The following is a 20080-nucleotide window of genomic DNA, read 5'->3' on the forward strand; positions in this document are numbered from 1 at the left end:
GCCCGCGTTCCAAACCCCGGTCAGGTCTTCGCCGCCTGTGAGGCTTCGAGCCTTGGCTTCGGCATGAACGCCAGAAAGCAGAGGACAATCGCAAACCAGACCGCAATCACGAAGAAACAGTCCCGGAAGGCATAGACGCTCGCCTCCACGGAAATCTGTCGCCCAAGCTCCCCAAAAGCCGACTGAAAGGCCGGAAGTTGCGGCAGGCCGTTGCGTTCCATCTCCCGCGCAATCTGGACGTGGGCATAGGAGAGCTGCGGACTGGATTCGTTGACCGCAGAGGCAAGGTGCTCGCCATGAAAGATGAGCCGTCGCTGCAGGAGGATCGCCAGCAGATTGACGCCAAACGCCCCGCCAATCTGCATAAGAAAGGACACCCCGCCCGTCGCGGACGCCAGCAGGGGCGGCGGCACCGCGCGCACAGCTGTCGTATTCGCCGGCGGCATGCAGAAACTGATCCCGACGCGGCTGAGCACGATCCACCAGACCAGAACCCAGTAGGGCGTCATTACCGTCACATGCGACAACAGCCATGCTGACATGCCGAAGGAGATGATACCGAAGGCGAGCAGCCAGCGTGTGTCCACCTGGTCGGTGAGCCGCCCGGCCAGAGGAAAGCCGATCACCATGGCCAGGCCCGCCGGGATCATCATCACGCCCGCCGCGGTTGGCGAATAATTCTGCACGAGCTGGACAAAGAGCGGGATCATGTAAGTGGAGCCATAGATCGCAACACCGGTTGCCGAGATGATGAGCCCGGCCGACCAGAACTGGCGATAGGTGAAGATTTTCGGGTTGAGCGCGGGGAAGGGGTGGCGCCGTTCCCAGAAGTAGAAGGCGATGGCGGCAAGAACGCCAATGGTGAACTTGATGAGTGAGATATCGGAATCCCAGCCATCGCGGTTGCCGCCTGCGAACCCCGACAGAAGAGACACGGCCGACAGGCTGAGAAGGATCAGCCCCTGCCAGTCGAGTGGGCGTTTCTCCGCCTGCTGCACCGGGTCCGCGCGCGGCATCAGGAGCGGCGCGGCCGCCAGTGCCAGAAGCGCCAATGGCACGGTCGCAACAAACACCAGCCGCCAGCTTGAAAGGTCCACCGCAATTCCGCCCAGTGCCGGACCGAAAGCGGGCGCCAGCACAACTCCGATGGAGAAAATCCCGATCGCCGTACCGCGCTGCTTGTCGGGGAAAGTCTGGAAGATCAGGAACATGGACATGGGCTGCAGTAGCCCCGCCGCCATTCCCTGCATCGCCCGCGATACGATAAGCAAAGCCAGCGTATCGCTGACTGCGCCGAGCAGCGATCCGGCGACAAAGATCAGCATACCGAATATATAGGTGGACCTTGGTCCGAATGTGGACATGGCCCAGGCATTGGCCAGCATGGCGATTGTCGATGAGGCCAGAAAGGCCGTCGACATCCATTGGGCCTGGTCCTGTCCAAGGCCGAATGCACCGATAATCGCGGGCAGGGCGACATTGATCGTCGTAGCGGCCAGCAGCGTCGACATCGACCCGATCAGCATCGAGAACAGCAGCAGCCAGCGATAGCCGGATCCAAATTGCGCGAACCGGTCGCGGATCGGCTGGTTGGCAAGCGGCGGAATGTCGTCTGGCAGGGGCAGGGGCGCGCGGAAGGCCTTTGGCCGCGGCGTCCGTGCGCCAACGCTCACCCGCCGTCTCCCGGATCGGCTTTTTCGATCTGTACCGTGGCCATCGTCCCGGGCCGGAGAGGCGTGTCAGGCGCCTCGACGTCGATCCGTACCGAGATACGCTGCGTGATCTTGGTGAAGACGCCGTTGGCATTCGGATTGGGCATCAGGGCTGCTTCCGCCAGTGTGGCATCATTGATGCTGGTCACGCGGCCTTCGAATTCACGGCCTGGATAGCTGTCAATCTCGACACGGACGGGCGCCCCGGGCGAGACATGGCGGATTTCGGTTTCCTTGATATTGGCCGACACCCATGCCGCATCCGGATCATGAACAAGCGCCATACGAAATCCGCGCAGCGAGTGCTCACCTGCATCATAGAAAATCTCGTCCACCACGCCGTCTATCGGGCTTCGGATTGTGTGCTGATCGACAACCACTCCCTGGGCCGCGACACGGGCCTCTGCCTGGCGCAACGCTGCGCGCAGCACTGAGAGATCATGCTCGATCAGCGCGACTTCCTCGCCTTCGATACTGGCCGTTCGCTGTTCGGCGGCTGCGCGCTGCGCATCGGCCTCCGCCTGGCGCAGGCCCTGTTCTGCGGTATCGAGGGCATTCTGCGCCCGGTCCAGGGCGGCCTGCGTGACCCGGCCGCGCTCGAATAGATCCTGCGTGCGCGCAAAGTCTGACTGCGCGGTTGCGTAATCGGACTGCGCAGATGCGACAGCAGCGCCCGCGGACGCCGTGCCCGCCCGGCGCGCGGCGACTTCGCTGCCCGCCTTGGAGGTGGACAGGCCCGCGCGCGCTTCTTCACGCGCGATCTCGGCACGCAGCCGGTCGGCCTCGGCTTCAAATTGAGCCAGCGTCAATTCGGCTTCCCGCCTGTCTATCTCGAACAGCGTATCGCCTTCGAACACCCTCTCGCCTTCGCCCACCGCAACCCGCATGATCCGCCCGGAAATGTCGGTGGAGACTGCCACCATGTCAGAGGCGACCCGCGCATCGGCTGTCGACACATAACGCGCGCGCTCACTCAGGAACCGGAACAGGAAGACTGCGGCGATCAGAAGTCCAGCGACAATAAACGCCAGCCGGATGCGCCGCGCCGTCAGCCACGGGCGGCGTTCTGCGATGCCTGTGGCACCGCCTGATTCAGTCTGTGCGGCCCCGCCATCCATTGTCGCGTGTAGCCTTCCGGTTTCCGTCCCTGAAGCCATCTAACGACAGTTCGAGCGCCTGTTCGAGACATGACGCGAAGGCAACTCGAACGCGCTCGACCGCGTTAGTCGTCAAAGCCGCGAAAGGTTGCCGCTTCGGCAACAGTCTTGCGCTCCGAGATGACGGAGTTTGCCGGAAAGTCGGGATCTGGCCAGCCCATTGCGACGCAGGTCTGGATGACCTGATCGTCAGCTATGCCTGCATGTTCACGGACAACCGGACTCTGCATGATGCCCTGGCTATTGATGACGCAGCCCAGGCCCTTGGACCAGGCCGTGTTGACCAGGCAATTGACGACACCGCCGCAATCAAACGGCGCGACATCGCTGCCTTGGATCGACTTGTCATAAGTGATCACGATCGACACCGGCGCGTCGAACTGACGAAAGCCGCGCAGCACCCAGTCCATCCGCGCGTCCTTGTCGTGCCGCTCGATGCCCATGACCGCAAAAAGCTGTTTGGCGATGCCGATCTGGCGCTCACGGTGTTCACCGGCATAGTCCGGGCCAAGTCGGAACTCACGGCTATGCGGAACGCCGGCAAGGTTGCGCTCGACATTGCCTTCTCGAATCTTGTCGAGCACTTTTCCGGCGACGACATAGAAATTCCAGGGCTGCGTATTCAGGGAGGTTGGCGCCCGCATCGCGATTTCGAGGATTTCCTCGATCAGTTCTTTTGGCACTGGCTTGTCCAGATACCCGCGAATGCTGCGGCGCTCGCGAACGACTGTTTCGAAATCCATACTGTCTTCTCCTCCACGCGCCGGAATCGGCTGTCTTTGGGCTGCAAGCTAGTCGGCTACCCCAGCGGCAGCCAAGAGCCCTGGAACTGGAACCTTGCCGAGCTCCGCAACATTTCTACTCGAGGACTGTTGGAGCAGGGAAAATAATGGCTGACTTTTTCGCGGTATTTGCAATGCCAGAGGCCTGGGCGGCGCTGGCAACTTTGATCGTGCTCGAAATCGTTCTTGGCATCGACAATCTCGTTTTCATCTCCATCCTGACCAACAAGCTGCCGGAAAAGCAGCGCCCGATGGCACGGCAGATCGGTATCGGCCTTGCCCTCGGCCTGCGGCTCGTTCTGCTCGCGGCCATCGCCTGGATTGTGGGTCTTACCTCTACAATGATCGACCTCGGCATTTCCGGCCCACCCGGAGAGCATGGCGAAGTGACCTTCGAAACCGCTTTCTCCTGGCGCGATATCATCCTGATCGTCGGTGGCCTGTTCCTCGTCTGGAAGGCAACGACCGAGATCCACCACACCATCGATCCTGAACCAAGCGAGACCGTCTTTGGCGGCGGAAAGGCAGGCCTCGGCTTCGCTTCCGCGATCACCCAGATCATCCTGCTCGACATGGTCTTCTCGATCGACTCCATCCTCACTGCGGTCGGCATGACCGATCATCTGCCGATCATGGTCGTAGCGGTCGTTGTGGCCGTCCTGGTCATGCTTCTGTCTGCCGGACCGCTTGCGCGCTTCATCAGCGCGAACCCGACCGTCGTAATGCTCGCGCTCGCCTTCCTCTTGATGATCGGCATGGTGCTCATCGCAGACGGTTTCGGCGTTCATGTGCCCAAGGGCTATATCTACGCTGCAATGGCCTTCTCGGTCTTCGTCGAAGTCCTGAACCTCGTCGCGCGAAAGAAGAACAAGACCACAGAGCCAGCCACAGAAAGACGCGCAGACACGCCCTGATGCGCGCTCGCGACGCACTTCCGCAGCCGCCGTGAAAGCGCCACATATTGAAGCATGACACATCAACCCATTCTTCGCGGCATAAAGCTACGCTGCCCGACCTGCGGCGAAGGCGCCCTCTTTGGCCGTTATCTTGTCTTCAATGATGAATGCCCGGCCTGTGGACAGGATTTCCGCTCTGCCGATACCGCCGATGGCCCAGCCTTCTTTGTCGGCTTTCTGATCATGATCGTCTTCGCGCCCTTCTACTTCATCCTGCCCATGCTGGAGATGGCGATCTGGTTGAAGGTCGTGCTCTTCGCCGTGCTGCTGGTCTGCATGATCGGTGTCGCCCTGGCGCTTCTGCCCCGCTTCAAGGCGGTTCTGTTCAACCTGCAGCTCGCCAACAAGGCCGAGGAAGCGCAATGGGAGAGCACCGGCAAGCACGGTACCCCGCCAAAAAACTGGAAAGGTTAGGCGCGCAGCTGGGCTGCGATCAGCTCCGTCTTCGCGGGCCGAGCATGTCGCGAAACGCCTCGAACGTGCCGCGAGCCACCTGAGTCACGGTCGGCTTCCGGCTGCGGGCGCTGCGGGCGAAATGGACGCAGTTTGATCCGGTAAGGTGATAGTCGCCACCCAGTTTGCGATGGGCGCGGTCCACGGCCAGGAAGTCATTGCCTTCCTGCCAGCCATGGCGCCGGATTTCGCGGCCGGATGAGAACTCAACCAGCGTCTGTGTGACCACACCGCCGCCAACACGCGTATTGGACACGACGCGGCCGCCATAGGTTACGATCCCGTAGTGACGAAAGACGCCGCCAAAGGGCACAGAAATGACGTCGCCGGGACGATAATCAAAGCTTGAGTTCATCGAAAAACGATAATTTCGTTTCTCCGCGCCGTCAAGCCTCAACCGGGAATGTCGAGCGTGAATCGCGTTTCATGCGCATCCGACTTCACATCGAGCGTGCCGCCATGCGCCATTGCGATCTGGTGGGCAATATAAAGTCCGAGCCCAAGACCATGACGGCTGTCACGAACTTTTCCGCGAAAGAAGGGCTGGAAAAGATGCTCGAGCGCATCGTCCGGTATCGGGTCGCCGCCATTGGCAACAGACAGCGTCAGCCGGCCGTCTTGATTTGATGCCTGGACATCGATCGGCTGTGCCGGGTCGCCGTGCATCACGGCATTGGCAAGAAGGTTCGACAAGAGCTGACCAATACGTGACGCGTCGCATGTCACCTCGCCCTGAATGTTGATGTTCTGGCGGATAGCAACATCGCGGTGACTGACCTTGATCTCCTCGATCACCTGTTTGAGATCATCAGCGAGACCCGCCGTCGGCTCACGCTCGACCCCCATGCCGCTGCCCAGCCGGTCGCGGGCAAGGTCCATGACATTGTCGATGAGCTCCGACATGCGGGTCGTGCTTCCTTGCATCTGCTGCAGCACCGCGCCGAGCTTCTCGTCTTCCAGTTTCCTGCAAAGAATGCGGATCCCGGATTCAAGCGCCGCGAGTGGGTTACGCAGGTCATGGCCCAGCACGGCGAGAAAGACCTCTTTCAGTTCCGCATCTGCTTCCTTCTGCCTGAGAAGCTCAATGCGGTCCTTGTCTTCGGTCACGTCCCGTACGGTGCAATAGAACCGCTCTTCATCCGGAACCGCGACCCAGGAAAACCAGTGATAGTCACCATTGCGCGCCCGATAACGGTTTTCAAAACGCAGCACCGGCTTGCCAGTTTTCACGACCTCGAATGCTTCAAGCGAGCGTTCCACATCGTCTGGATGGAGGAAGTCGACAAACGCCTTGCCTTCAATTTCCCCTTTCGACCAGCCGAGCGTCGCTTTCCAGGCTGGGTTGACCGCAACGAACCGGCCTTCACGGTCCAGGATACAGAACATGTCGGGCGAAACCTTCCATGTCAGGCTCGCCCTCTGAAGTTCATTGGTCATGAAAATCTTCCGATAGGTCGTTCACCCCACCAAGATTAAAGAAATGAGGGTGGAATTCCAGTTTTTTCAGGAATTTATGATTTCAGTCGTCGTCATCAGACCTGACGCGAACAGGTACAGCAGAAGTGAGGCCTCAGAACACCGCCGTGACACCGCCACGACACCGTGGGGACACCGCGTTTTTTGGGGCGATCTGGCATCAGTTTCCCGAGGATAATTCCGCGGCGATCAGAAGCCTTTTAGCTCCGCAAACTCATCGACATCTGCCCGCTCGGCACGTAGCTGGTTTACCGCGTGATCAGGGTCCGGGCAGCCAACCGCCATCCCGCTATAGACCATTTCGGTTTCGCCGAGATCGAAATGGGTCTTCAGCGTCGAGCGAAGCATGCCCCAGCATTCCTGGAAACAGCTACCCCAGCCGCGCTCCTCGGCCAGCAGGGCGAGTGTCTGCATGAACATGCCGGTATGGGCCCACTGGCCATGGCCCATGCGCTCATCGATCACGAAGAAGACCGCCAGCGGCGCGTCGAAGAAGCGAAAATTGCGTGAGAACCACTGGATGCGCGCGGCCTTGTCTTCGCGCGGGATCTCCAGTTTTTCATACATCATTTCCCCGACACGGCGCCTGCGGGCCTCATGAGGTTCCCACAGTTCCTTTGGGTAGATCGGCCTGTCGGTCTTCTCGCCCCTGGGGCTCTCCGCGAGGGATTTCTGCGCCAGATCGACGACCTCCTGCTTGGCCTCACCTGTCAGCGCGATGACACGCCAGGGCTGCAAATTGCCACCTGACGGCGCGCGCTGAGCGGCTGCCAGCCACTCGCGGACCTCTTCGGCGCTGATCTGCTTGTCGAGAAAAGCGCGCGTCGAAATGCGCTGATTTACAGCCTGGCTCACATCCATGGGTTGGCTCTCCTTGCTTGAGGACAGCGGTCTAGGACAGCGACGCTGGGGAAGGGAAGGGCAAGGCCGCGAACAGGACGCAAAAAAGAAGGCGCTCCGAAGAGCGCCTTCCAATCGGTCATGGATTTCAGAGACTTAGTAGTCGCCGTCCATATCCATCATGTCGTCGTCATCATGGTCCATATCGTCATGGTCCATCATGTCATCATCGTCTTCGGCTTCCGGCTCATCATCATGCCAGATGCGTAGCGCGTTGACGCTCAGCTCTGCATTCAGGCCTTCTGCATTGATGATGTAGATACGCGGATCGCCTGTCGCGGCCATCGCATTGGCGTCGGCGTCAACGACGGTTGCGCCGGCGGCTGCGCCGACTTCCCATTCGTCACCATCCATCAGCTCATCAAGCGCGTCCTGCTCCTGGAAGACGTAGACCATCTGGGATTTGTCAACGCCAGCCTGGAGGCCAACGGACCCCTTGCCGATATAGTACTGGCCGGTCGGTTCTCCATCGATGAAGAGAACGCCTTCACCGCCGGCGCCGCCAACGATGAGATCGGCTTTCCAGACTTCCGGGAAAACGAGTACGCCAGCAGCCGCGTCGATGTCTGCGCCGCAGGTCTCAGCGACGGTACGGCAATTGTCCAAGGTCGCCTTGGCTTCCTGGACATTCTCGAACTTGTAGGCCTGCTCGCTGTGTTCCTTGTGGTTGTCCGCGAGGGCCGGGGCACCTGCGAGCAGCGCTGCTGCGCCTGCGGCAAGCGTCGAGTTTCGAAGAAGTTTCTTGGATAGGGTCATGGCGTTCTGCCTCCTGAACTTGCGTTCGCTCCGGGCCTCAATGCCCAAAGCTTGGTATGGCAGAACAAACCCTCACAGGCGGGGCGTGTTCCAAAAAATGTAGTTGCTGGCCGTGCCCGGGCTCGTAGTCCCTCAGAGAGAGAAGCTTGTCCCGCAGCCACAGGCCGCCGTCGCGTTCGGATTGTTTATTTTGAAAGCCGCGCCGATCAGTTCGTTTGAGAAGTCGATCTCTGAGCCGCGCATGAACTCCATGCTCATCTCATCGACAAGCACCTGCGCGCCATCGCGCTCCACGATGACATCATCATCGTTTTTCGTGTCTTCGAGATCAAACTTGTAGGAAAAGCCCGAACAGCCACCACCTTCGACTGACACGCGAAGGTAGTCCTTGTCGGACTGTTTTGCCAGAATCGCATTAATGCGCCGGGCAGCATTCTCTGAAAGGGTGACGTCGCTCATGACTCACAAGATAGGTAAACCTGCGCTTCCAGAAAAGAGAGCGGTGTTTGCAACACTGTGGGAAAGCTCCCGCGGGCGCTTCCACAATGAGGCTGAATCAGCCACCCGCACCCCTTTTCAGCGCGACCGTGACCGCATCATACATTCTTCTGGATTCAGGCGCTTAAAGCAAAAAACTCAGGTTTTTGTGGCGCATGAGGGTGACCATTATCGCACCCGTCTCACCCATTCTCTGGAAGTTGCACAAATTGCTCGCTCTGTGGCGCGCAGGCTGGGTGTGGATGAGGATCTGGCCGAAGCGATGGCGCTGGCGCACGATCTTGGCCACCCGCCATTCGGGCATGCGGGCGAGGACCAGCTCGACGCCTGCATGGAGGCCTATGAAGGCTTCGACCATAATGCGCAGACCTTGCGCGTCGTGGTCAGGCTCGAGCAGCGCTATCCGAACTTTGATGGCCTCAACCTTACCTGGGAGATGCTTGAAGGCCTCGTCAAACATAATGGGCCGCTGATCACAGACGGAACGCCGCTATCTTCGCTGCCGGCCGCCTTTCGGGACTTTCCTTTTCTCGACAGACTGGAACTGGACCAGTTTGCGGGACCGGAAGCCCAGATCGCCGCGCTGGCCGACGATATCGCCTACAATAATCACGACATCGATGACGGCATTGCGGCGGGTCTTTTCAGCATTGACGACATGCTTCACCTGCCAGTGGTGGGTGATGTCTTCCGCTCGGTTCGGCTGGAGCATCCGGTTCTGGATATCCAGCGCACGGTCTATGAGGCTGTGCGCCGGCTAATTGGCCTCTGGATCGATGACCTCATCGAAGAGACCGAGCGGCGGGTTGCGCGGCATAATCCGCAATCGGCCGCAGAGGTTCGTGCCCTGCCGGAGCCGCTGGTCGCCTTTTCAGAAGATTTCGACATGCAGCAGCGCGCACTTCGCGCTTTCCTGTTCGAGCGGATGTACAAGCATTACAAGGTGAACCGCATGCGCAGCCAGGCCAAGAGAGTGCTGAAAGAGCTGTTCGAGCTCTTTCTCACAGAGCCCGATATACTGCCGCCACCCCTTCGCCAGGATGCAGAGCAGGCCCCGGAAGCCCGCCGCGCGCGACTTGTCTGTGACTACATCGCTGGAATGACGGACAATTATGCGATCGACCTGCACAAGAAGGTGTTCAGTATTGAAGGAATGGTCTGAGCGTGGGGCGCAAAGAAAAGGGCTGCAAACACCGCGATTCAAGTATCGTTAACAAAGGAATGGCAATTCCTTAACTAATAACGACGGCGAAGAAGGGGCAGGCGTCCGATATGAGCCACAACAGCGACAGATACGATTACGCACCTTACGAGGATGAGTATCGGGGATTTGAGATCCGCGACGATGATTCCGCGCGCGGCCCGCTTATCCTGGCGCTGGCGATCGGCGTGCTCATTATTTTTGCGGCCGTTGTCTGGAATACGTACCGTCAGGGCGTGCGCACCGAAGATGGTGAGCTGCCCATGGTGATGGCGGATGCCGAGCCCTATAAGCACATTCCTGAAGACCGCGGCGGCATCGAGATCGATGACCTTGACCGCCGACTCTATGATAATCTTGACGGCTCAACGCGCCCGCCTGAATCGCAGCCTGTTGCGGCTCAGCGTGAAATGGCGCTGCTGGCCGGGCCGCCGCGGGATCTTCGCCCCGGCAGCTCTGCTTCCTCGCCGGGTGCAAGACCAGCCGAAGTGCAGGCCGATGACCTGCCGCCGGTCAGTGATAGTGCCCCCGCGATGAACGATGACAGGCATTCAGACGCCGATATCGACCGCACGCCGCCCGTCGCCGAGCCAAGACCAGAATTAGACGGCCCGGCTGATACGCGGTTTGCGTTTTCGGCAAGCGGGCCTTTCCTGGTCCAGATCTCCGCCGTGCGGACGCAGGCGGCCGCCGACGAAGCCTGGAGCCGCGTCGCCACCCGTCATCCAGATATCTTCTCAGGCGCCCAGAAGCTGATCGAGCGCGCCGATCTTGGCGCAAGCGGTATCTTCTTCCGGGTCAGGGCCGGGCGATTTGATGCACGCGCCGATGCAAGCAAATTCTGCGAATCCTATAAACAGACCGGTGGAGACTGTATCATCATTCGCGAGACGCCATGACCAACAAGGCTTGCATATTGAGTATTTCGGGGCCGGTTCTTCATGATGAGGAATCGGCCCTTTTCGCAGATCAGAAGCCCTGGGGCGTCATCCTCATGGGGCGGTCGTGCCAGACGCGCGACCAGATCCGGCGCTGTGTCCATGATATCTGGAAGGCCGTCGGCCGCGAGATCCTGATCTTCATCGATCAGGAGGGCGGGCGCGTGGCGCGCCTCAAATCTCCGGAATGGCCACTTTTCCCGCGCGGTGAACTTTACGGCGCGCTCTATGCCCGCGACCCGGAGCTTGGGCTTGAGGCCACGTGGCTTGGGCACAGGCTGATGGCAGATGAGCTGACGCGCATGGGCATCCACGCTGACTGCGCGCCTGTCTGCGATCTGCCGCAACCCGGCGCGCATGATGTCATTGGAGACAGGGCCTTCGGCACTGATCCTGACACGGTTGGGACGCTGGCGACAGCGGCGCTGAAAGGCCTCGAAGATGGCGGTGTCGCCGGGGTCATCAAGCATATTCCAGGGCATGGACGCTCGACCGCCGACAGCCACATAGAACTGCCGCGCGTGACCGCAGGCGAGAATGAGCTCGCCTCTGACTTTGCCGCTTTCAGGCATGTCACCCACGCGCCAATGGCCATGACGGCCCATATTTCCTACGATCATTTCGATGAAGGACGCGCAGCAACAGTCTCGCCGATCATGATAAATGAGGTCATCCGGCGTCGAATCGGGTTTGATGGTCTTCTTATGACAGACGATCTTGGCATGCAGGCACTTGGCGGAACGCTTACGGAGCGGGCCGATCAGTCGATTGCGGCCGGATGCGACATGCTGCTTCACTGTTCCGGTTTCCTGAATGAGCCGGGCGATATCATCGCTGAAATGCGCGAAGTGGCTGAAGCCGCGCCAGTGCTGTCGGGCAAGGCGCTGCAGCGCGCAGAGGCCGCAGAGGCGGCTTCAAAGCGCGAGAAACCGTTCGACGTTGAAGCCGGCTGGCTTCGCTTCAAGTCGCTTATCCCGGATGTCGGGGTCATGCGCGTATGAGCCGAGAACTTGTTTCCAGCGACCTGATCGACCGTGAAGACCTCGAAAACGGGGATTTCTTCGCGGTTGATATCGACGGATACGAGGGACCGCTCCACCTGCTGCTTGATCTTGCCCGGCGCCAGAAGGTCGACCTTCTGAAAGTGTCGATGCTGGAGCTGGCAAACCAGTATATCGGCTTCATCGAGGACGCCCGCGAGAAGCGGATCGACCTGGCGGCAGACTATCTGCTGATGGCCGCGTGGCTTGCATTCATGAAGTCGCGCTTGTTGCTGCCGAAACCTGAAAAAGCGGCCAATGACGAGATCGACGGCGAAGAAATGGCGGCCCGGCTGGCCTTCCGGCTGAAGCGTCTGGAAGCCATGCGGGAAGTTGGCGACCAGTTGCTGGACATGGCGCAGCTTGGCCAGGATGTCTTTCTGCGCGGCGCGCCGGAGCAGCCACGCGTCATCAAGCACACCGAATACGATACCTCGCTCTGGCATCTGATGCAGGCCTTTGGCGGCATACGTCAGCGCCGCGAAGAGGCCGCTCCGCACCGGGTGGCGCATCAATATGTGCTGCCGCTTGAACATGCGCGCGATTCGCTGAGAAGCCTGAGCAAGCTGATCGACAGCTGGGCGAGCCTGGATGAGCTGCGCGGTCGCATGGGCGACATTGCAGGCGATATCCCGCCGCGCTCGGTAATGGCCAGCGTGTTTGCAGCTTCGCTCGAACTTGCCCGCGACGGCGACATCGAACTTCGCCAGGATGTCCATTTCTCGCCGCTCTATCTGCGCGGCAGCCAGGATAACAAGGAAGGGATGAGCGCATGACAGCGATACCCCGTTTCGAGAATGAGAAGCTGGAAGACGCACCAGAAGCGATCCGCAACGCCGTGCGCCAGCTTTCCTTTGCCTACAGGCGGTCCGAAGACCTTCTGAAGCGTGAGGCCGATGGCGGCGCCGATGTCATCTCTGACGCATTGCGCCGGGCTGAGGCCGTTCTGTTTGCAGCTGGTGAGCCGCTGAGCGCCGAACAGGTCGCCGAAGTCCTGCCGCAGGGCATCGATGCGGCAACGGTGCTGATGTCGCTGAAGGCCGCTTACACCAATCGCGGTGTCACGCTGGTCGAAGTGGCTGGCAAGTGGCGGTTCCAGACGGCTGAAGATCTTGCCTATCTTTTCGTCGAGGAGCGCCAGGAGCAGAAGAAGCTGTCCCAGGCCGCGCTGGAGACGCTTGCAATCATCGCCTATGGCCAGCCGGTGACCCGCGCCGAGATCGAAGCCGTTCGCGGCGTTGCCGTCTCCAAGGGCACCGTCGATCAGCTGATGGAAGCCGGTTGGGTGCGGATCAAGGGCAGGCGGCAGACACCGGGCCGGCCCGTCACCTATGGCACGACGGATGGCTTCCTTGAGCATTTCGGTCTGGAGAGCCTCGAGACGCTGCCGGGCCGGGCAGAGCTTGCGGCAGGCGGACTGTTGTCGGATGTGGTGCCGCCTGACTTCGACCCCGGCGAGATCGGCATGCCATCCAGCGGTGAAGATGGCGAGCACGCCGCCAATGATGATGACGCCGCATTCATGACCGATTTCATGGATGGCGATGACGACACCGACACCTGAGTGATCGTGACCCATTGAGACTTCTGCAATTGAGCGCTAGGTATTCAACAGGATTTTTGGAGACCTTCCATGGCCCCTAGCTGGATGCAGCTTCTTATCGTGCTGATCGTCGCCCTTCTGCTTTTCGGCGGGCGCGGGCGCATTTCATCCATCATGGGAGACATGGCCAAGGGCGTTCGCAGCTTCCGGTCGGGGCTGAACGACGAGGATGAAGACAAGGAGGGCGCGGACAAGGATAAGGATGCGTCCAAGAAGTCCCGCCATCTCAGTGACGACAAGATGGTGAACGTCACGCCCGAGAAGGACAAGTCGAAAACCTCCAGCTGACAGGCAAGCGAGGCCGGCTAAGCATGCTTCCACAATTTGGCCTCACCGAGTTTATGCTCGTGGCAATCGTCGCGTTGATCGTCGTTGGTCCAAAGGACCTGCCCATGATGATGCGTAAGCTCGGCCAGTTCGTGGCCAAGGGGCGCGCCATGGCCCGCGAATTTCAGTCAGCCTTTGACGACATCGCCCGGCAGGGAGAGCTTGATGAATTGCGCAAGGAGATCGAGGATCTTCGCCGCGACAATGCACTGACCGGGGCCGTCGATGATTTCAAGAAAGCCGAGCGCGATATCAACCGCCGTGTGATGATGGAAAACCCGCTTCCTGGAAATCAGACCGGTCCGGGCGCTATTTCTGACACGACGGAAGAGGCCAGTGAGGATACGTCCGCGGAAGCGCCTGAATCAGGGGCTCCCGTCACTCCAGCGCCCGTTCCACCTGCGCATTCCGCGCCCGCAGAAGGCGCGGCCTCCGGCGATAAGGCCCCCGCCAAGACCGGCGACAAGAAGGCCACCTCCACATGAGCCGCGACATGCGCGCCGATGAGCGGCCTAACTTTACGGATGACGACAGCGAGATGGAGTCCACACGGGCGCCCTTGCTCGACCATCTTATTGAGCTGCGCACACGCCTTATCTGGTCTATCGCTGCGCTGGCTGCGGCGACGATCGTCTGCTTTTTCTTCGCCCGGCCGCTCTACAACATCCTGCTGGAGCCGCTGGTACGTGTAGCAGAGGTCGACCGCGGCGATACAAGGTTCGAGCTGATCTATACCGCGCCGCTGGAAGTGTTCTTTGTAGAGTTGAAGCTCTCTCTCTTCGCGGGTGTCTTCCTCGCCTTTCCGGTCGTGGGCTGGCAGATCTATTCCTTCGTGGCACCGGGGCTCTACAATCGTGAGAAGGGGGCCGTGCTGCCCTTTCTGATTGCCGCGCCGGTGCTCTTCACGCTGGGGGCGCTGTTTGTCTATTTCGGCATGCTGCCGCTTATTTCGAACTTTGCGCTCTCATTCGAGCAGCTTGCCTCTGAAGGGCGCGCTGCCATCACGCCGCAGATCAAAGTGTCAGAATATCTGTCGCTGGTCATGGCGCTGATGCTGGCTTTCGGCCTCAGCTTTCAGTTGCCCGTCGTGCTCAGCCTGCTTGGCCGGGCCGGGATCATCGGCGCCGATACGCTGCGCTCTGGCCGCAAATATGCAGTCGTCGCGATCCTCGTTTCAGCTGCATTCTTCACGCCGCCTGACCTTATCTCGCAGGTCATGCTCGCTGTGCCGGTCTATGGCCTCTATGAGATCTCGATCTGGTGTGTCTCCATGATGGAGAAAAAGGCAGCTGAAGATGACGCAATTGGCGGCGCAGGCGACTAGAGCGCGGCTCTCATCTCAGGCGGTTCCGCTGGCGCGCCAATTGGACTAGATGGGTCACCAGAGAGAATAGACTCACCGCCAGTACGAGACACATCATGTTCGACATCCGCGCCATTCGCGAAAACCCCGACCACTTCCGCGACGCCTGGAACCGGCGGGCGTCCGGGCTAGGTGACAAGGTCGATGACATCCTCGCACATGACGCAGCCCTCCGTCAGGCGCTCACCGACAAGCAGGAGGCCGAGAGCGCCCGCAACACCAATTCCAAACTCATCGGCAAGGCCAAGGCCAGCGGCGACGAGGCCGAATTTGAGCGCCTCCGGGATGAGGTTGCCGACGCCAAGAAGACGATCGAGACCGCCGGTGAGCAGGAAGAGGCTGCCCGCAAGGAGCTCGACGAGCTGATGTTTGGTCTGCCAAACCTGCCATTGCCGGAGGTACCGGAAGGGGCCGACGAAGACGACAATACCGAGCAGAAAAAGGTAGGCGCACCAACCGCGCTGAGCTTTGCGCCGAAGGACCATGCAGACCTTGGCGAAGCCCTCGGCATGATGGACTTCGAAACAGCGGCCAAAATGTCCGGCGCACGCTTTGTGGTGTTGTCAGGCGGATTGGCGCGGCTTGAGCGGGCGCTCGCCAGCTATATGCTGGACGTCCAGACCGGTGAGCATGGCTATACGGAGACAAGCCCGCCATTTCTCGTGAGAGATCAGGCGCTTGTCGGGACCGGACAGCTTCCAAAGTTTGAAGAGGACCTCTTCAAGAGTCAGAAGCAGGATGAGGTTCCATCAAATGATGGAGGCGGTAAAGGCACCGCTCACTATCTGATACCTACCTCAGAGGTTCCGCTTACGAACCTCGTTCGAGAAACCATTATCGACGCCGATTACATGCCGCGCCGGTACACCGCCCACACGCCTTGCTTCCGCTCCGAAGCGGGCAGTGCAGGGCGTGACACCAAGGGCATGATCCGCCTGCACCAGTTCAACAAGGTGGAGCTTGTCTCCATCGTGAAGGATGAGGCCGAAGGGCTGGAAGAGCTGGAGCGGATGACGCGCTGCGCCGAGACCATCCTAGAGCGCCTTGAGCTGCCTTATCGGCGGATGTTGCTCTGTACCGGCGATATGGGGTTTGGCGCGCGCAAGACCTATGACCTCGAAGTCTGGCTGCCGAGCCAGGAGACCTATCGCGAGATCAGCTCCTGCTCGTATTGCGGGGACTTTCAGGGCCGCCGGATGAATGCGCGCTGGCGCGCGGCGCCAAGCGCGGACAATCAGAAGCCGAAGCCAGAATTCGTTCATACGCTGAATGGCTCAGGCCTCGCGGTTGGCCGGACGCTTGTTGCTGTTCTCGAGAACTATCAGCGCGAGGACGGTACGATCACGGTGCCTGAAGTTCTGCGGCCTTATATGGGCGGGCTTGAGGTGATTGGGTAAACCGGTTCCGTCTCCTCACCGAACGGTCGGGCCCAGATACGACTGGAAGCTGAGTGCTCAACCACCATGGATCCCAGCTTGCGCTGGGAAGGCGGCATAGAGAAGAGGCTGTATGAACCTCATCCTGAGCTTGTCGAAGGATGTGAAGCGAGCAGGATAGAAGAATGAGAATTCTCCTCACCAATGATGACGGTATCCACGCGCCGGGGCTCTCTGTGCTCGAATCCATCGCGCGCGAGCTCTCTGACGATATCTGGATTGCGGCGCCCGAAGTTGAACAGTCAGGCCAGTCACGCTCCATCACGCTGACCCAGCCGGTCCGCACCCGTGAGGTGCGCGAGAAGTGCTGGGCGGTGATGGGCACGCCGACAGACTGTGTTCTGCTGGCTGTGCATGACCTCATGCCGGAAAAGCCGGACCTGATCCTGTCGGGCGTCAATCGCGGGCAGAACATCGCTGAGGATACCAGCCTCTCAGGCACGATCGCAGGGGCCATGTTCGGCATGCATCTAGGCGTGCCGTCCATCGCGCTCAGCCAGGCGCAGAGCTTTCGTGAGCGCGGGTCTCTGCCTTGGGAAACGTCCAAGAGCTGGGGCGCAAAGGTCATCAAGCCGCTGATCGAGCGGGGCTGGCCGGATGATGTGGTCATGAACGTCAACTTTCCGGACCGCGAGCCGGATGATGTGGCCGGTATCGAGATCACGCGTCAGGGCTTTCGCGACGAGCAGATCATACATACCGAACGGCGCGAGGATCTGCGTGGAAACGATTATTTCTGGATCGGGTTTCGTGGCCGTCTGTCGCGCCCACCTGAAGGCACAGACCTTCGGGCGATCTATGAGGGCCGCATTTCGGTGACCCCGCTCCATGTGGATCTTACTCACAATCGCTATCTCGAAAAGCTGAAAGCAAATTGGCAGACCTGATCGCTGATCCGTTTCGCGCTGCGCGCCTCATCCTGCAGCTTCGCCGGCAGGGCATTCGCGATGACGCAGTGCTGTCCGCAATGGAGACGGTGGACCGGAGCGCGTTTGTCGACAGGTCGCTGAGAAAGCTTGCGCAGGAAGATGCGATCCTGCCGCTGCCCTGTGGCCAGACCTTGCCGAAACCGATTGTCATTGCACAGCTTCTCGGCGCCTTGCAGGCCCATGCAGGGCAGGGCGAACGCCATCTTCTTATTGGTGCAGGCAGCGGCTATGTCGGCGCGCTGCTGGCGCAGATCGCGCGCCATGTCTGGATGGTCGAGCGTTACGGTGCGCTGGTCGAGACGGCCCGGAAAAAGCTCGATGCCTTCAAGGTTCGCAATGTCGATATCCGCCATGGCGACGGCCTGACCGGCTGGCGCGAGCATGGACCGTTTGACCGCATCCTGCTGACCGGCGCGGTCAAGGAAATCCCCGATGTGCTTCTGGGGCAGCTCGCGCGTGGCGGCACGCTGGTTGCGCCGGTCATGAAAGCAGACGGCAAGCAGGTCGTTCGCCGTCTGACCAAGGATGGCAACCGCGCTGATGCGCCGCTTGCTGAGCCGGTCACGCCTCTGGTTGAGGGTGTTTCTGCCGCGCTTTGACGCGCAGGCATCTAGCTCGCGTCGCACTCACCTTCTGAGGCAACGCTGACGCCCGCGGCGGCGGCCGTGCACGCATTTCCATAGGTTTCGCCGTCGCAGCCGCAGACCGGCTCATATTGCTGTGTGCACATTTCCGGGCGGGGGGCGCAGATGCCGGACCCGTCAGCGACGTTCACGCACTGGCCGGGCGCGTCGGCGCAATAAAGCCCCTCACCGCATGGAATGGCTGCGATGCCGCCGCACATTTCGCCTTCGGCGCGGGGCGTATCAGCACCGGTGGAGGCGGGGTCGCCGTCGACCGGTATGGGTTGTGGCTGGCAGGCTGCCAGCAGGAAAAGGCTTGAACAGAGCAGGGCAAGGCGCATGTCGATCCTCCACGGAATTTAAGGTTGCCGACATGAGTGGGCCACGCCTGCGACCTGAATGCAAGTCGCGGGGCGTGGCCCGGATAGGTTTAACTCTCGGCGTGAAGCCTAGCCCTTTGCGGCCTCAGCCACGCGCGCAAAGATGTTCTGGCCGTGCTCTCCGCCCATATTGAAATGGGTCTGGGTCGACTTGTCGGTGATCTGGTCCCACTTGGCGGCGACCGCTTCGGCTGTGAGGGCCTCGCCCTGGCCAACGAAAGCGCCTTTGGTTTCAACGATTTCCGCCATTGAGAAGACGCCAGCACCTGCCGACAGGATCATGCCGGTCGGGGCATCTTCCTTGACGAGGTTCATGACGCCGGGTGTCACATATTCCGGCTTCAGCTGTTCGAGGACTTCCGGCGACATCAGGCCTTCAGTCATGCGGGTCGCTGCGACCGGGCAGACCGCATTGATCTTGATGTTGTTCTTCGCGCCTTCGATCTTCAGCGTGTTTACGAGGCCAACCAGGCCAAGCTTCGCGGCGCCGTAGTTCGCCTGACCGAAATTACCGTAGAGGCCGGTCGAGGAGGTGGTGACGACGATACGGCCATATTCCTGGCCTTTCATGATGTCCCAGGCAGCCTTGATTGGCTTGAAGGAGCCCATGAGGTGGACGTCGACGACCAGCTGGATGTCTTCCATGGTCATCTTGGAGAAGGACTTGTCGCGCAGGATACCTGCATTGGCGATCAGGATGTCGATGCGGCCCCATTTGTTCATGGTGTCGTCGATCATCTTCTTCACGCCGGCATCATCGGTGACCGAGGAGCCATTGGCGATCGCTTCGCCGCCCATCGCCTCGATTTCCTTGACGACGTCGTTCGCCGCTTCGGAGCTACCGCCCGATCCATCCATCGAGGCGCCGAGATCGTTCACGACGACTTTCGCGCCGCGGCGGGCAAGCTCTAGCGCGTGACAGCGGCCAAGCCCGCCACCTGCGCCGGTGACGATTGCGACTTTGTCGTCAAAACGGATGTCTGCCATTTGTATCTCCTGGAATAGGTAAACTGGACGGTCAGCCTTGCAGCACCCGGTCACGGAAACGTCAAGCATTCGCGCTGGGGAAGTGCTTGCTGCGTCTGGCCTGCCATGCTGCAAGTGGCGTCAAATCAGCAAGGAGGACTGACATGTTCGCATATGTGACGCTCGGCTCGAACAATATCGAGAAAGCTCTGGAATTCTATGACGGCTTCATGCCGACGATCGGCGCACAGCGCTTTTTCGACAATGGCCGTCTGTACTTTTACGGAACCGGCCCCGGCCAGCCCATGCTGGCGATTGGCGGCCCCTATGACGAAAAAGAAGCGACCTGTGGCAATGGTGTGATGCCTGCGCTCGCCTGCGCCGACAACGAAATGGTCGACAAGGCCTATGCCAAGGCGATCGAACTTGGCGCGACGCCGGACGGCGAGCCTGGCAGGCGTATTCCTACATTCTACGGCGCTTATTTCCGCGACCCTGACGGCCACAAGATCTGTGTCTGCAAACTGGGCTAGAAGACTTGGTCTCCGGGTAAAAGAAAAGCCGCGAGCCTTAGGCATCGCGGC

At 60.3% G+C, this 20080-nt stretch carries 24 protein-coding genes; 14 read left to right on the plus strand and 10 right to left on the minus strand.

Going from position 1 to position 20080, the window contains the following annotated elements:
- Positions 1-20: 20 nt before the first annotated feature.
- The 3 genes from F550_RS0102965 to F550_RS0102975 form a co-directional block, all read right to left on the minus strand.
- A complete protein-coding gene (locus F550_RS0102965; protein WP_018147041.1) occupies positions 21-1673 on the minus strand; it encodes a DHA2 family efflux MFS transporter permease subunit in 1653 nt (550 codons plus the stop codon).
- Positions 1670-2869, minus strand: a complete 1200-nt coding sequence (locus F550_RS0102970; RefSeq protein WP_233348979.1) for an HlyD family secretion protein — start codon at positions 2867-2869, stop codon at positions 1670-1672. The genes F550_RS0102965 and F550_RS0102970 overlap by 4 nt, the downstream gene beginning before the upstream one ends.
- Positions 2870-2934: 65 nt before the next feature.
- The gene (locus tag F550_RS0102975; protein WP_018147043.1) at positions 2935-3612 is read right to left on the minus strand and encodes a nitroreductase; all 678 of its coding nucleotides are present in this window, start codon (positions 3610-3612) and stop codon (positions 2935-2937) included.
- Between the two features lie 146 nt (positions 3613-3758).
- Between F550_RS0102975 and F550_RS0102980 the strand changes: the two genes are divergently transcribed.
- Both F550_RS0102980 and F550_RS0102985 read left to right on the plus strand, forming a co-directional pair.
- Complete coding sequence (locus F550_RS0102980) at positions 3759-4565, plus strand: TerC family protein (RefSeq protein ID WP_018147044.1); 807 nt, start codon at positions 3759-3761, stop codon at positions 4563-4565.
- Between the two features lie 54 nt (positions 4566-4619).
- Complete coding sequence (locus tag F550_RS0102985) at positions 4620-5021, plus strand: DUF983 domain-containing protein (RefSeq protein WP_018147045.1); 402 nt, start codon at positions 4620-4622, stop codon at positions 5019-5021.
- 19 nt (positions 5022-5040) lie between these two features.
- Here the strand turns inward: F550_RS0102985 and F550_RS0102990 are convergent, their stop codons facing one another.
- The 5 genes from F550_RS0102990 to erpA all read right to left on the minus strand — a co-directional run bounded on the left by F550_RS0102990 (position 5041) and on the right by erpA (position 8651).
- Positions 5041-5415, minus strand: coding sequence for a C40 family peptidase (locus tag F550_RS0102990; RefSeq protein WP_156807804.1), 375 nt, complete (start codon positions 5413-5415; stop codon positions 5041-5043).
- Positions 5416-5453: 38 nt separating this feature from the next.
- Complete coding sequence (locus tag F550_RS0102995) at positions 5454-6497, minus strand: PAS domain-containing sensor histidine kinase (RefSeq protein WP_018147047.1); 1044 nt, start codon at positions 6495-6497, stop codon at positions 5454-5456.
- Between the two features lie 228 nt (positions 6498-6725).
- On the minus strand, positions 6726-7397 hold the full coding sequence (locus F550_RS0103000) for a nitroreductase (RefSeq protein ID WP_018147048.1): 672 nt from the start codon (positions 7395-7397) through the stop codon (positions 6726-6728).
- 135 nt (positions 7398-7532) lie between these two features.
- Entirely contained in the window at positions 7533-8192 is a 660-nt protein-coding gene (locus tag F550_RS18355; RefSeq protein WP_018147049.1) for a lipid-binding SYLF domain-containing protein, read from the minus strand.
- Between the two features lie 132 nt (positions 8193-8324).
- Complete coding sequence (gene erpA, locus F550_RS0103010) at positions 8325-8651, minus strand: iron-sulfur cluster insertion protein ErpA (protein ID WP_018147050.1); 327 nt, start codon at positions 8649-8651, stop codon at positions 8325-8327.
- Here erpA and F550_RS0103015 point away from each other — a divergent pair.
- The 11 genes from F550_RS0103015 to F550_RS0103065 all read left to right on the plus strand — a co-directional run bounded on the left by F550_RS0103015 (position 8650) and on the right by F550_RS0103065 (position 18126).
- The gene (locus F550_RS0103015; RefSeq protein WP_018147051.1) at positions 8650-9852 is read left to right on the plus strand and encodes a deoxyguanosinetriphosphate triphosphohydrolase; all 1203 of its coding nucleotides are present in this window, start codon (positions 8650-8652) and stop codon (positions 9850-9852) included. The two genes, erpA and F550_RS0103015, sit on opposite strands and share 2 nt — an antisense overlap.
- A gap of 110 nt (positions 9853-9962) precedes the next feature.
- Positions 9963-10790, plus strand: coding sequence for an SPOR domain-containing protein (locus F550_RS0103020; protein ID WP_018147052.1), 828 nt, complete (start codon positions 9963-9965; stop codon positions 10788-10790).
- Positions 10787-11830 carry a beta-N-acetylhexosaminidase gene (nagZ, locus tag F550_RS0103025; protein ID WP_018147053.1) on the plus strand — a complete coding sequence of 348 codons (1044 nt, stop codon included), beginning with the start codon at positions 10787-10789 and terminating at the stop codon, positions 11828-11830. The genes F550_RS0103020 and nagZ overlap by 4 nt, the downstream gene beginning before the upstream one ends.
- A complete protein-coding gene (locus tag F550_RS0103030; RefSeq protein WP_018147054.1) occupies positions 11827-12645 on the plus strand; it encodes a segregation and condensation protein A in 819 nt (272 codons plus the stop codon). The genes nagZ and F550_RS0103030 overlap by 4 nt, the downstream gene beginning before the upstream one ends.
- Positions 12642-13433 carry an SMC-Scp complex subunit ScpB gene (gene scpB, locus F550_RS0103035; protein ID WP_018147055.1) on the plus strand — a complete coding sequence of 264 codons (792 nt, stop codon included), beginning with the start codon at positions 12642-12644 and terminating at the stop codon, positions 13431-13433. Before F550_RS0103030 ends, scpB begins: the two co-directional genes overlap by 4 nt.
- A gap of 69 nt (positions 13434-13502) precedes the next feature.
- Complete coding sequence (tatA, locus tag F550_RS0103040; RefSeq protein WP_026180530.1) at positions 13503-13760, plus strand: twin-arginine translocase TatA/TatE family subunit; 258 nt, start codon at positions 13503-13505, stop codon at positions 13758-13760.
- A gap of 23 nt (positions 13761-13783) precedes the next feature.
- Positions 13784-14284 (plus strand): Sec-independent protein translocase protein TatB, encoded by a 501-nt coding sequence (tatB, locus tag F550_RS16685; RefSeq protein WP_018147057.1) that lies wholly within the window; start codon positions 13784-13786, stop codon positions 14282-14284.
- The gene (tatC, locus tag F550_RS0103050) at positions 14281-15123 is read left to right on the plus strand and encodes a twin-arginine translocase subunit TatC (protein ID WP_018147058.1); all 843 of its coding nucleotides are present in this window, start codon (positions 14281-14283) and stop codon (positions 15121-15123) included. Before tatB ends, tatC begins: the two co-directional genes overlap by 4 nt.
- Before the next feature lie 95 nt (positions 15124-15218).
- Positions 15219-16559: a serine--tRNA ligase gene (serS, locus tag F550_RS0103055; RefSeq protein ID WP_018147059.1), complete on the plus strand. Its 1341-nt coding sequence runs from the start codon at positions 15219-15221 to the stop codon at positions 16557-16559.
- Positions 16560-16723: 164 nt separating this feature from the next.
- On the plus strand, positions 16724-17485 hold the full coding sequence (gene surE, locus F550_RS0103060; RefSeq protein ID WP_018147060.1) for a 5'/3'-nucleotidase SurE: 762 nt from the start codon (positions 16724-16726) through the stop codon (positions 17483-17485).
- On the plus strand, positions 17473-18126 hold the full coding sequence (locus F550_RS0103065; protein ID WP_018147061.1) for a protein-L-isoaspartate(D-aspartate) O-methyltransferase: 654 nt from the start codon (positions 17473-17475) through the stop codon (positions 18124-18126). The genes surE and F550_RS0103065 overlap by 13 nt, the downstream gene beginning before the upstream one ends.
- Before the next feature lie 11 nt (positions 18127-18137).
- On the opposite strand, the gene F550_RS0103070 is transcribed toward F550_RS0103065, so the two are convergent.
- The gene (locus F550_RS0103070; RefSeq protein WP_018147062.1) at positions 18138-18491 is read right to left on the minus strand and encodes a Kazal-type serine protease inhibitor domain-containing protein; all 354 of its coding nucleotides are present in this window, start codon (positions 18489-18491) and stop codon (positions 18138-18140) included.
- Positions 18492-18599: 108 nt separating this feature from the next.
- Entirely contained in the window at positions 18600-19517 is a 918-nt protein-coding gene (locus F550_RS0103075; protein ID WP_018147063.1) for an SDR family NAD(P)-dependent oxidoreductase, read from the minus strand.
- A gap of 143 nt (positions 19518-19660) precedes the next feature.
- Between F550_RS0103075 and F550_RS0103080 the strand changes: the two genes are divergently transcribed.
- Positions 19661-20029, plus strand: coding sequence for a VOC family protein (locus F550_RS0103080; RefSeq protein ID WP_018147064.1), 369 nt, complete (start codon positions 19661-19663; stop codon positions 20027-20029).
- Positions 20030-20080: the final 51 nt, after the last annotated feature.

Source organism: Henriciella marina DSM 19595 (assembly GCF_000376805.1).
Lineage (GTDB): Bacteria > Pseudomonadota > Alphaproteobacteria > Caulobacterales > Hyphomonadaceae > Henriciella > Henriciella marina.

Bases quoted from the DNA above. Each gene is read 5' to 3' on its own strand.
- F550_RS0103075 (WP_018147063.1), bottom strand. From the start codon at position 19,517: ATGGCAGACATCCGTTTTGACGACAAAGTCGCAATCGTCACCGGCGCA.
- erpA (WP_018147050.1), bottom strand. From the start codon at position 8,651: ATGAGCGACGTCACCCTTTCAGAGAATGCTGCCCGGCGCATTAATGCG.
- nagZ (WP_018147053.1), top strand. From the start codon at position 10,787: ATGACCAACAAGGCTTGCATATTGAGTATTTCGGGGCCGGTTCTTCAT.
- F550_RS0102970 (WP_233348979.1), bottom strand. From the start codon at position 2,869: ATGGCTTCAGGGACGGAAACCGGAAGGCTACACGCGACAATGGATGGC.
- F550_RS0103000 (WP_018147048.1), bottom strand. From the start codon at position 7,397: ATGGATGTGAGCCAGGCTGTAAATCAGCGCATTTCGACGCGCGCTTTT.
- F550_RS0102975 (WP_018147043.1), bottom strand. From the start codon at position 3,612: ATGGATTTCGAAACAGTCGTTCGCGAGCGCCGCAGCATTCGCGGGTAT.
- F550_RS0103070 (WP_018147062.1), bottom strand. From the start codon at position 18,491: ATGCGCCTTGCCCTGCTCTGTTCAAGCCTTTTCCTGCTGGCAGCCTGC.
- scpB (WP_018147055.1), top strand. From the start codon at position 12,642: ATGACAGCGATACCCCGTTTCGAGAATGAGAAGCTGGAAGACGCACCA.
- F550_RS0102990 (WP_156807804.1), bottom strand. From the start codon at position 5,415: ATGAACTCAAGCTTTGATTATCGTCCCGGCGACGTCATTTCTGTGCCC.
- tatB (WP_018147057.1), top strand. From the start codon at position 13,784: ATGCTTCCACAATTTGGCCTCACCGAGTTTATGCTCGTGGCAATCGTC.
- F550_RS0102995 (WP_018147047.1), bottom strand. From the start codon at position 6,497: ATGACCAATGAACTTCAGAGGGCGAGCCTGACATGGAAGGTTTCGCCC.
- tatA (WP_026180530.1), top strand. From the start codon at position 13,503: ATGGCCCCTAGCTGGATGCAGCTTCTTATCGTGCTGATCGTCGCCCTT.
- surE (WP_018147060.1), top strand. From the start codon at position 16,724: ATGAGAATTCTCCTCACCAATGATGACGGTATCCACGCGCCGGGGCTC.
- F550_RS0103030 (WP_018147054.1), top strand. From the start codon at position 11,827: ATGAGCCGAGAACTTGTTTCCAGCGACCTGATCGACCGTGAAGACCTC.
- F550_RS0102980 (WP_018147044.1), top strand. From the start codon at position 3,759: ATGGCTGACTTTTTCGCGGTATTTGCAATGCCAGAGGCCTGGGCGGCG.
- serS (WP_018147059.1), top strand. From the start codon at position 15,219: ATGTTCGACATCCGCGCCATTCGCGAAAACCCCGACCACTTCCGCGAC.
- F550_RS0103020 (WP_018147052.1), top strand. From the start codon at position 9,963: ATGAGCCACAACAGCGACAGATACGATTACGCACCTTACGAGGATGAG.
- tatC (WP_018147058.1), top strand. From the start codon at position 14,281: ATGAGCCGCGACATGCGCGCCGATGAGCGGCCTAACTTTACGGATGAC.
- F550_RS0103080 (WP_018147064.1), top strand. From the start codon at position 19,661: ATGTTCGCATATGTGACGCTCGGCTCGAACAATATCGAGAAAGCTCTG.
- F550_RS18355 (WP_018147049.1), bottom strand. From the start codon at position 8,192: ATGACCCTATCCAAGAAACTTCTTCGAAACTCGACGCTTGCCGCAGGC.
- F550_RS0103015 (WP_018147051.1), top strand. From the start codon at position 8,650: ATGACTCACAAGATAGGTAAACCTGCGCTTCCAGAAAAGAGAGCGGTG.
- F550_RS0102985 (WP_018147045.1), top strand. From the start codon at position 4,620: ATGACACATCAACCCATTCTTCGCGGCATAAAGCTACGCTGCCCGACC.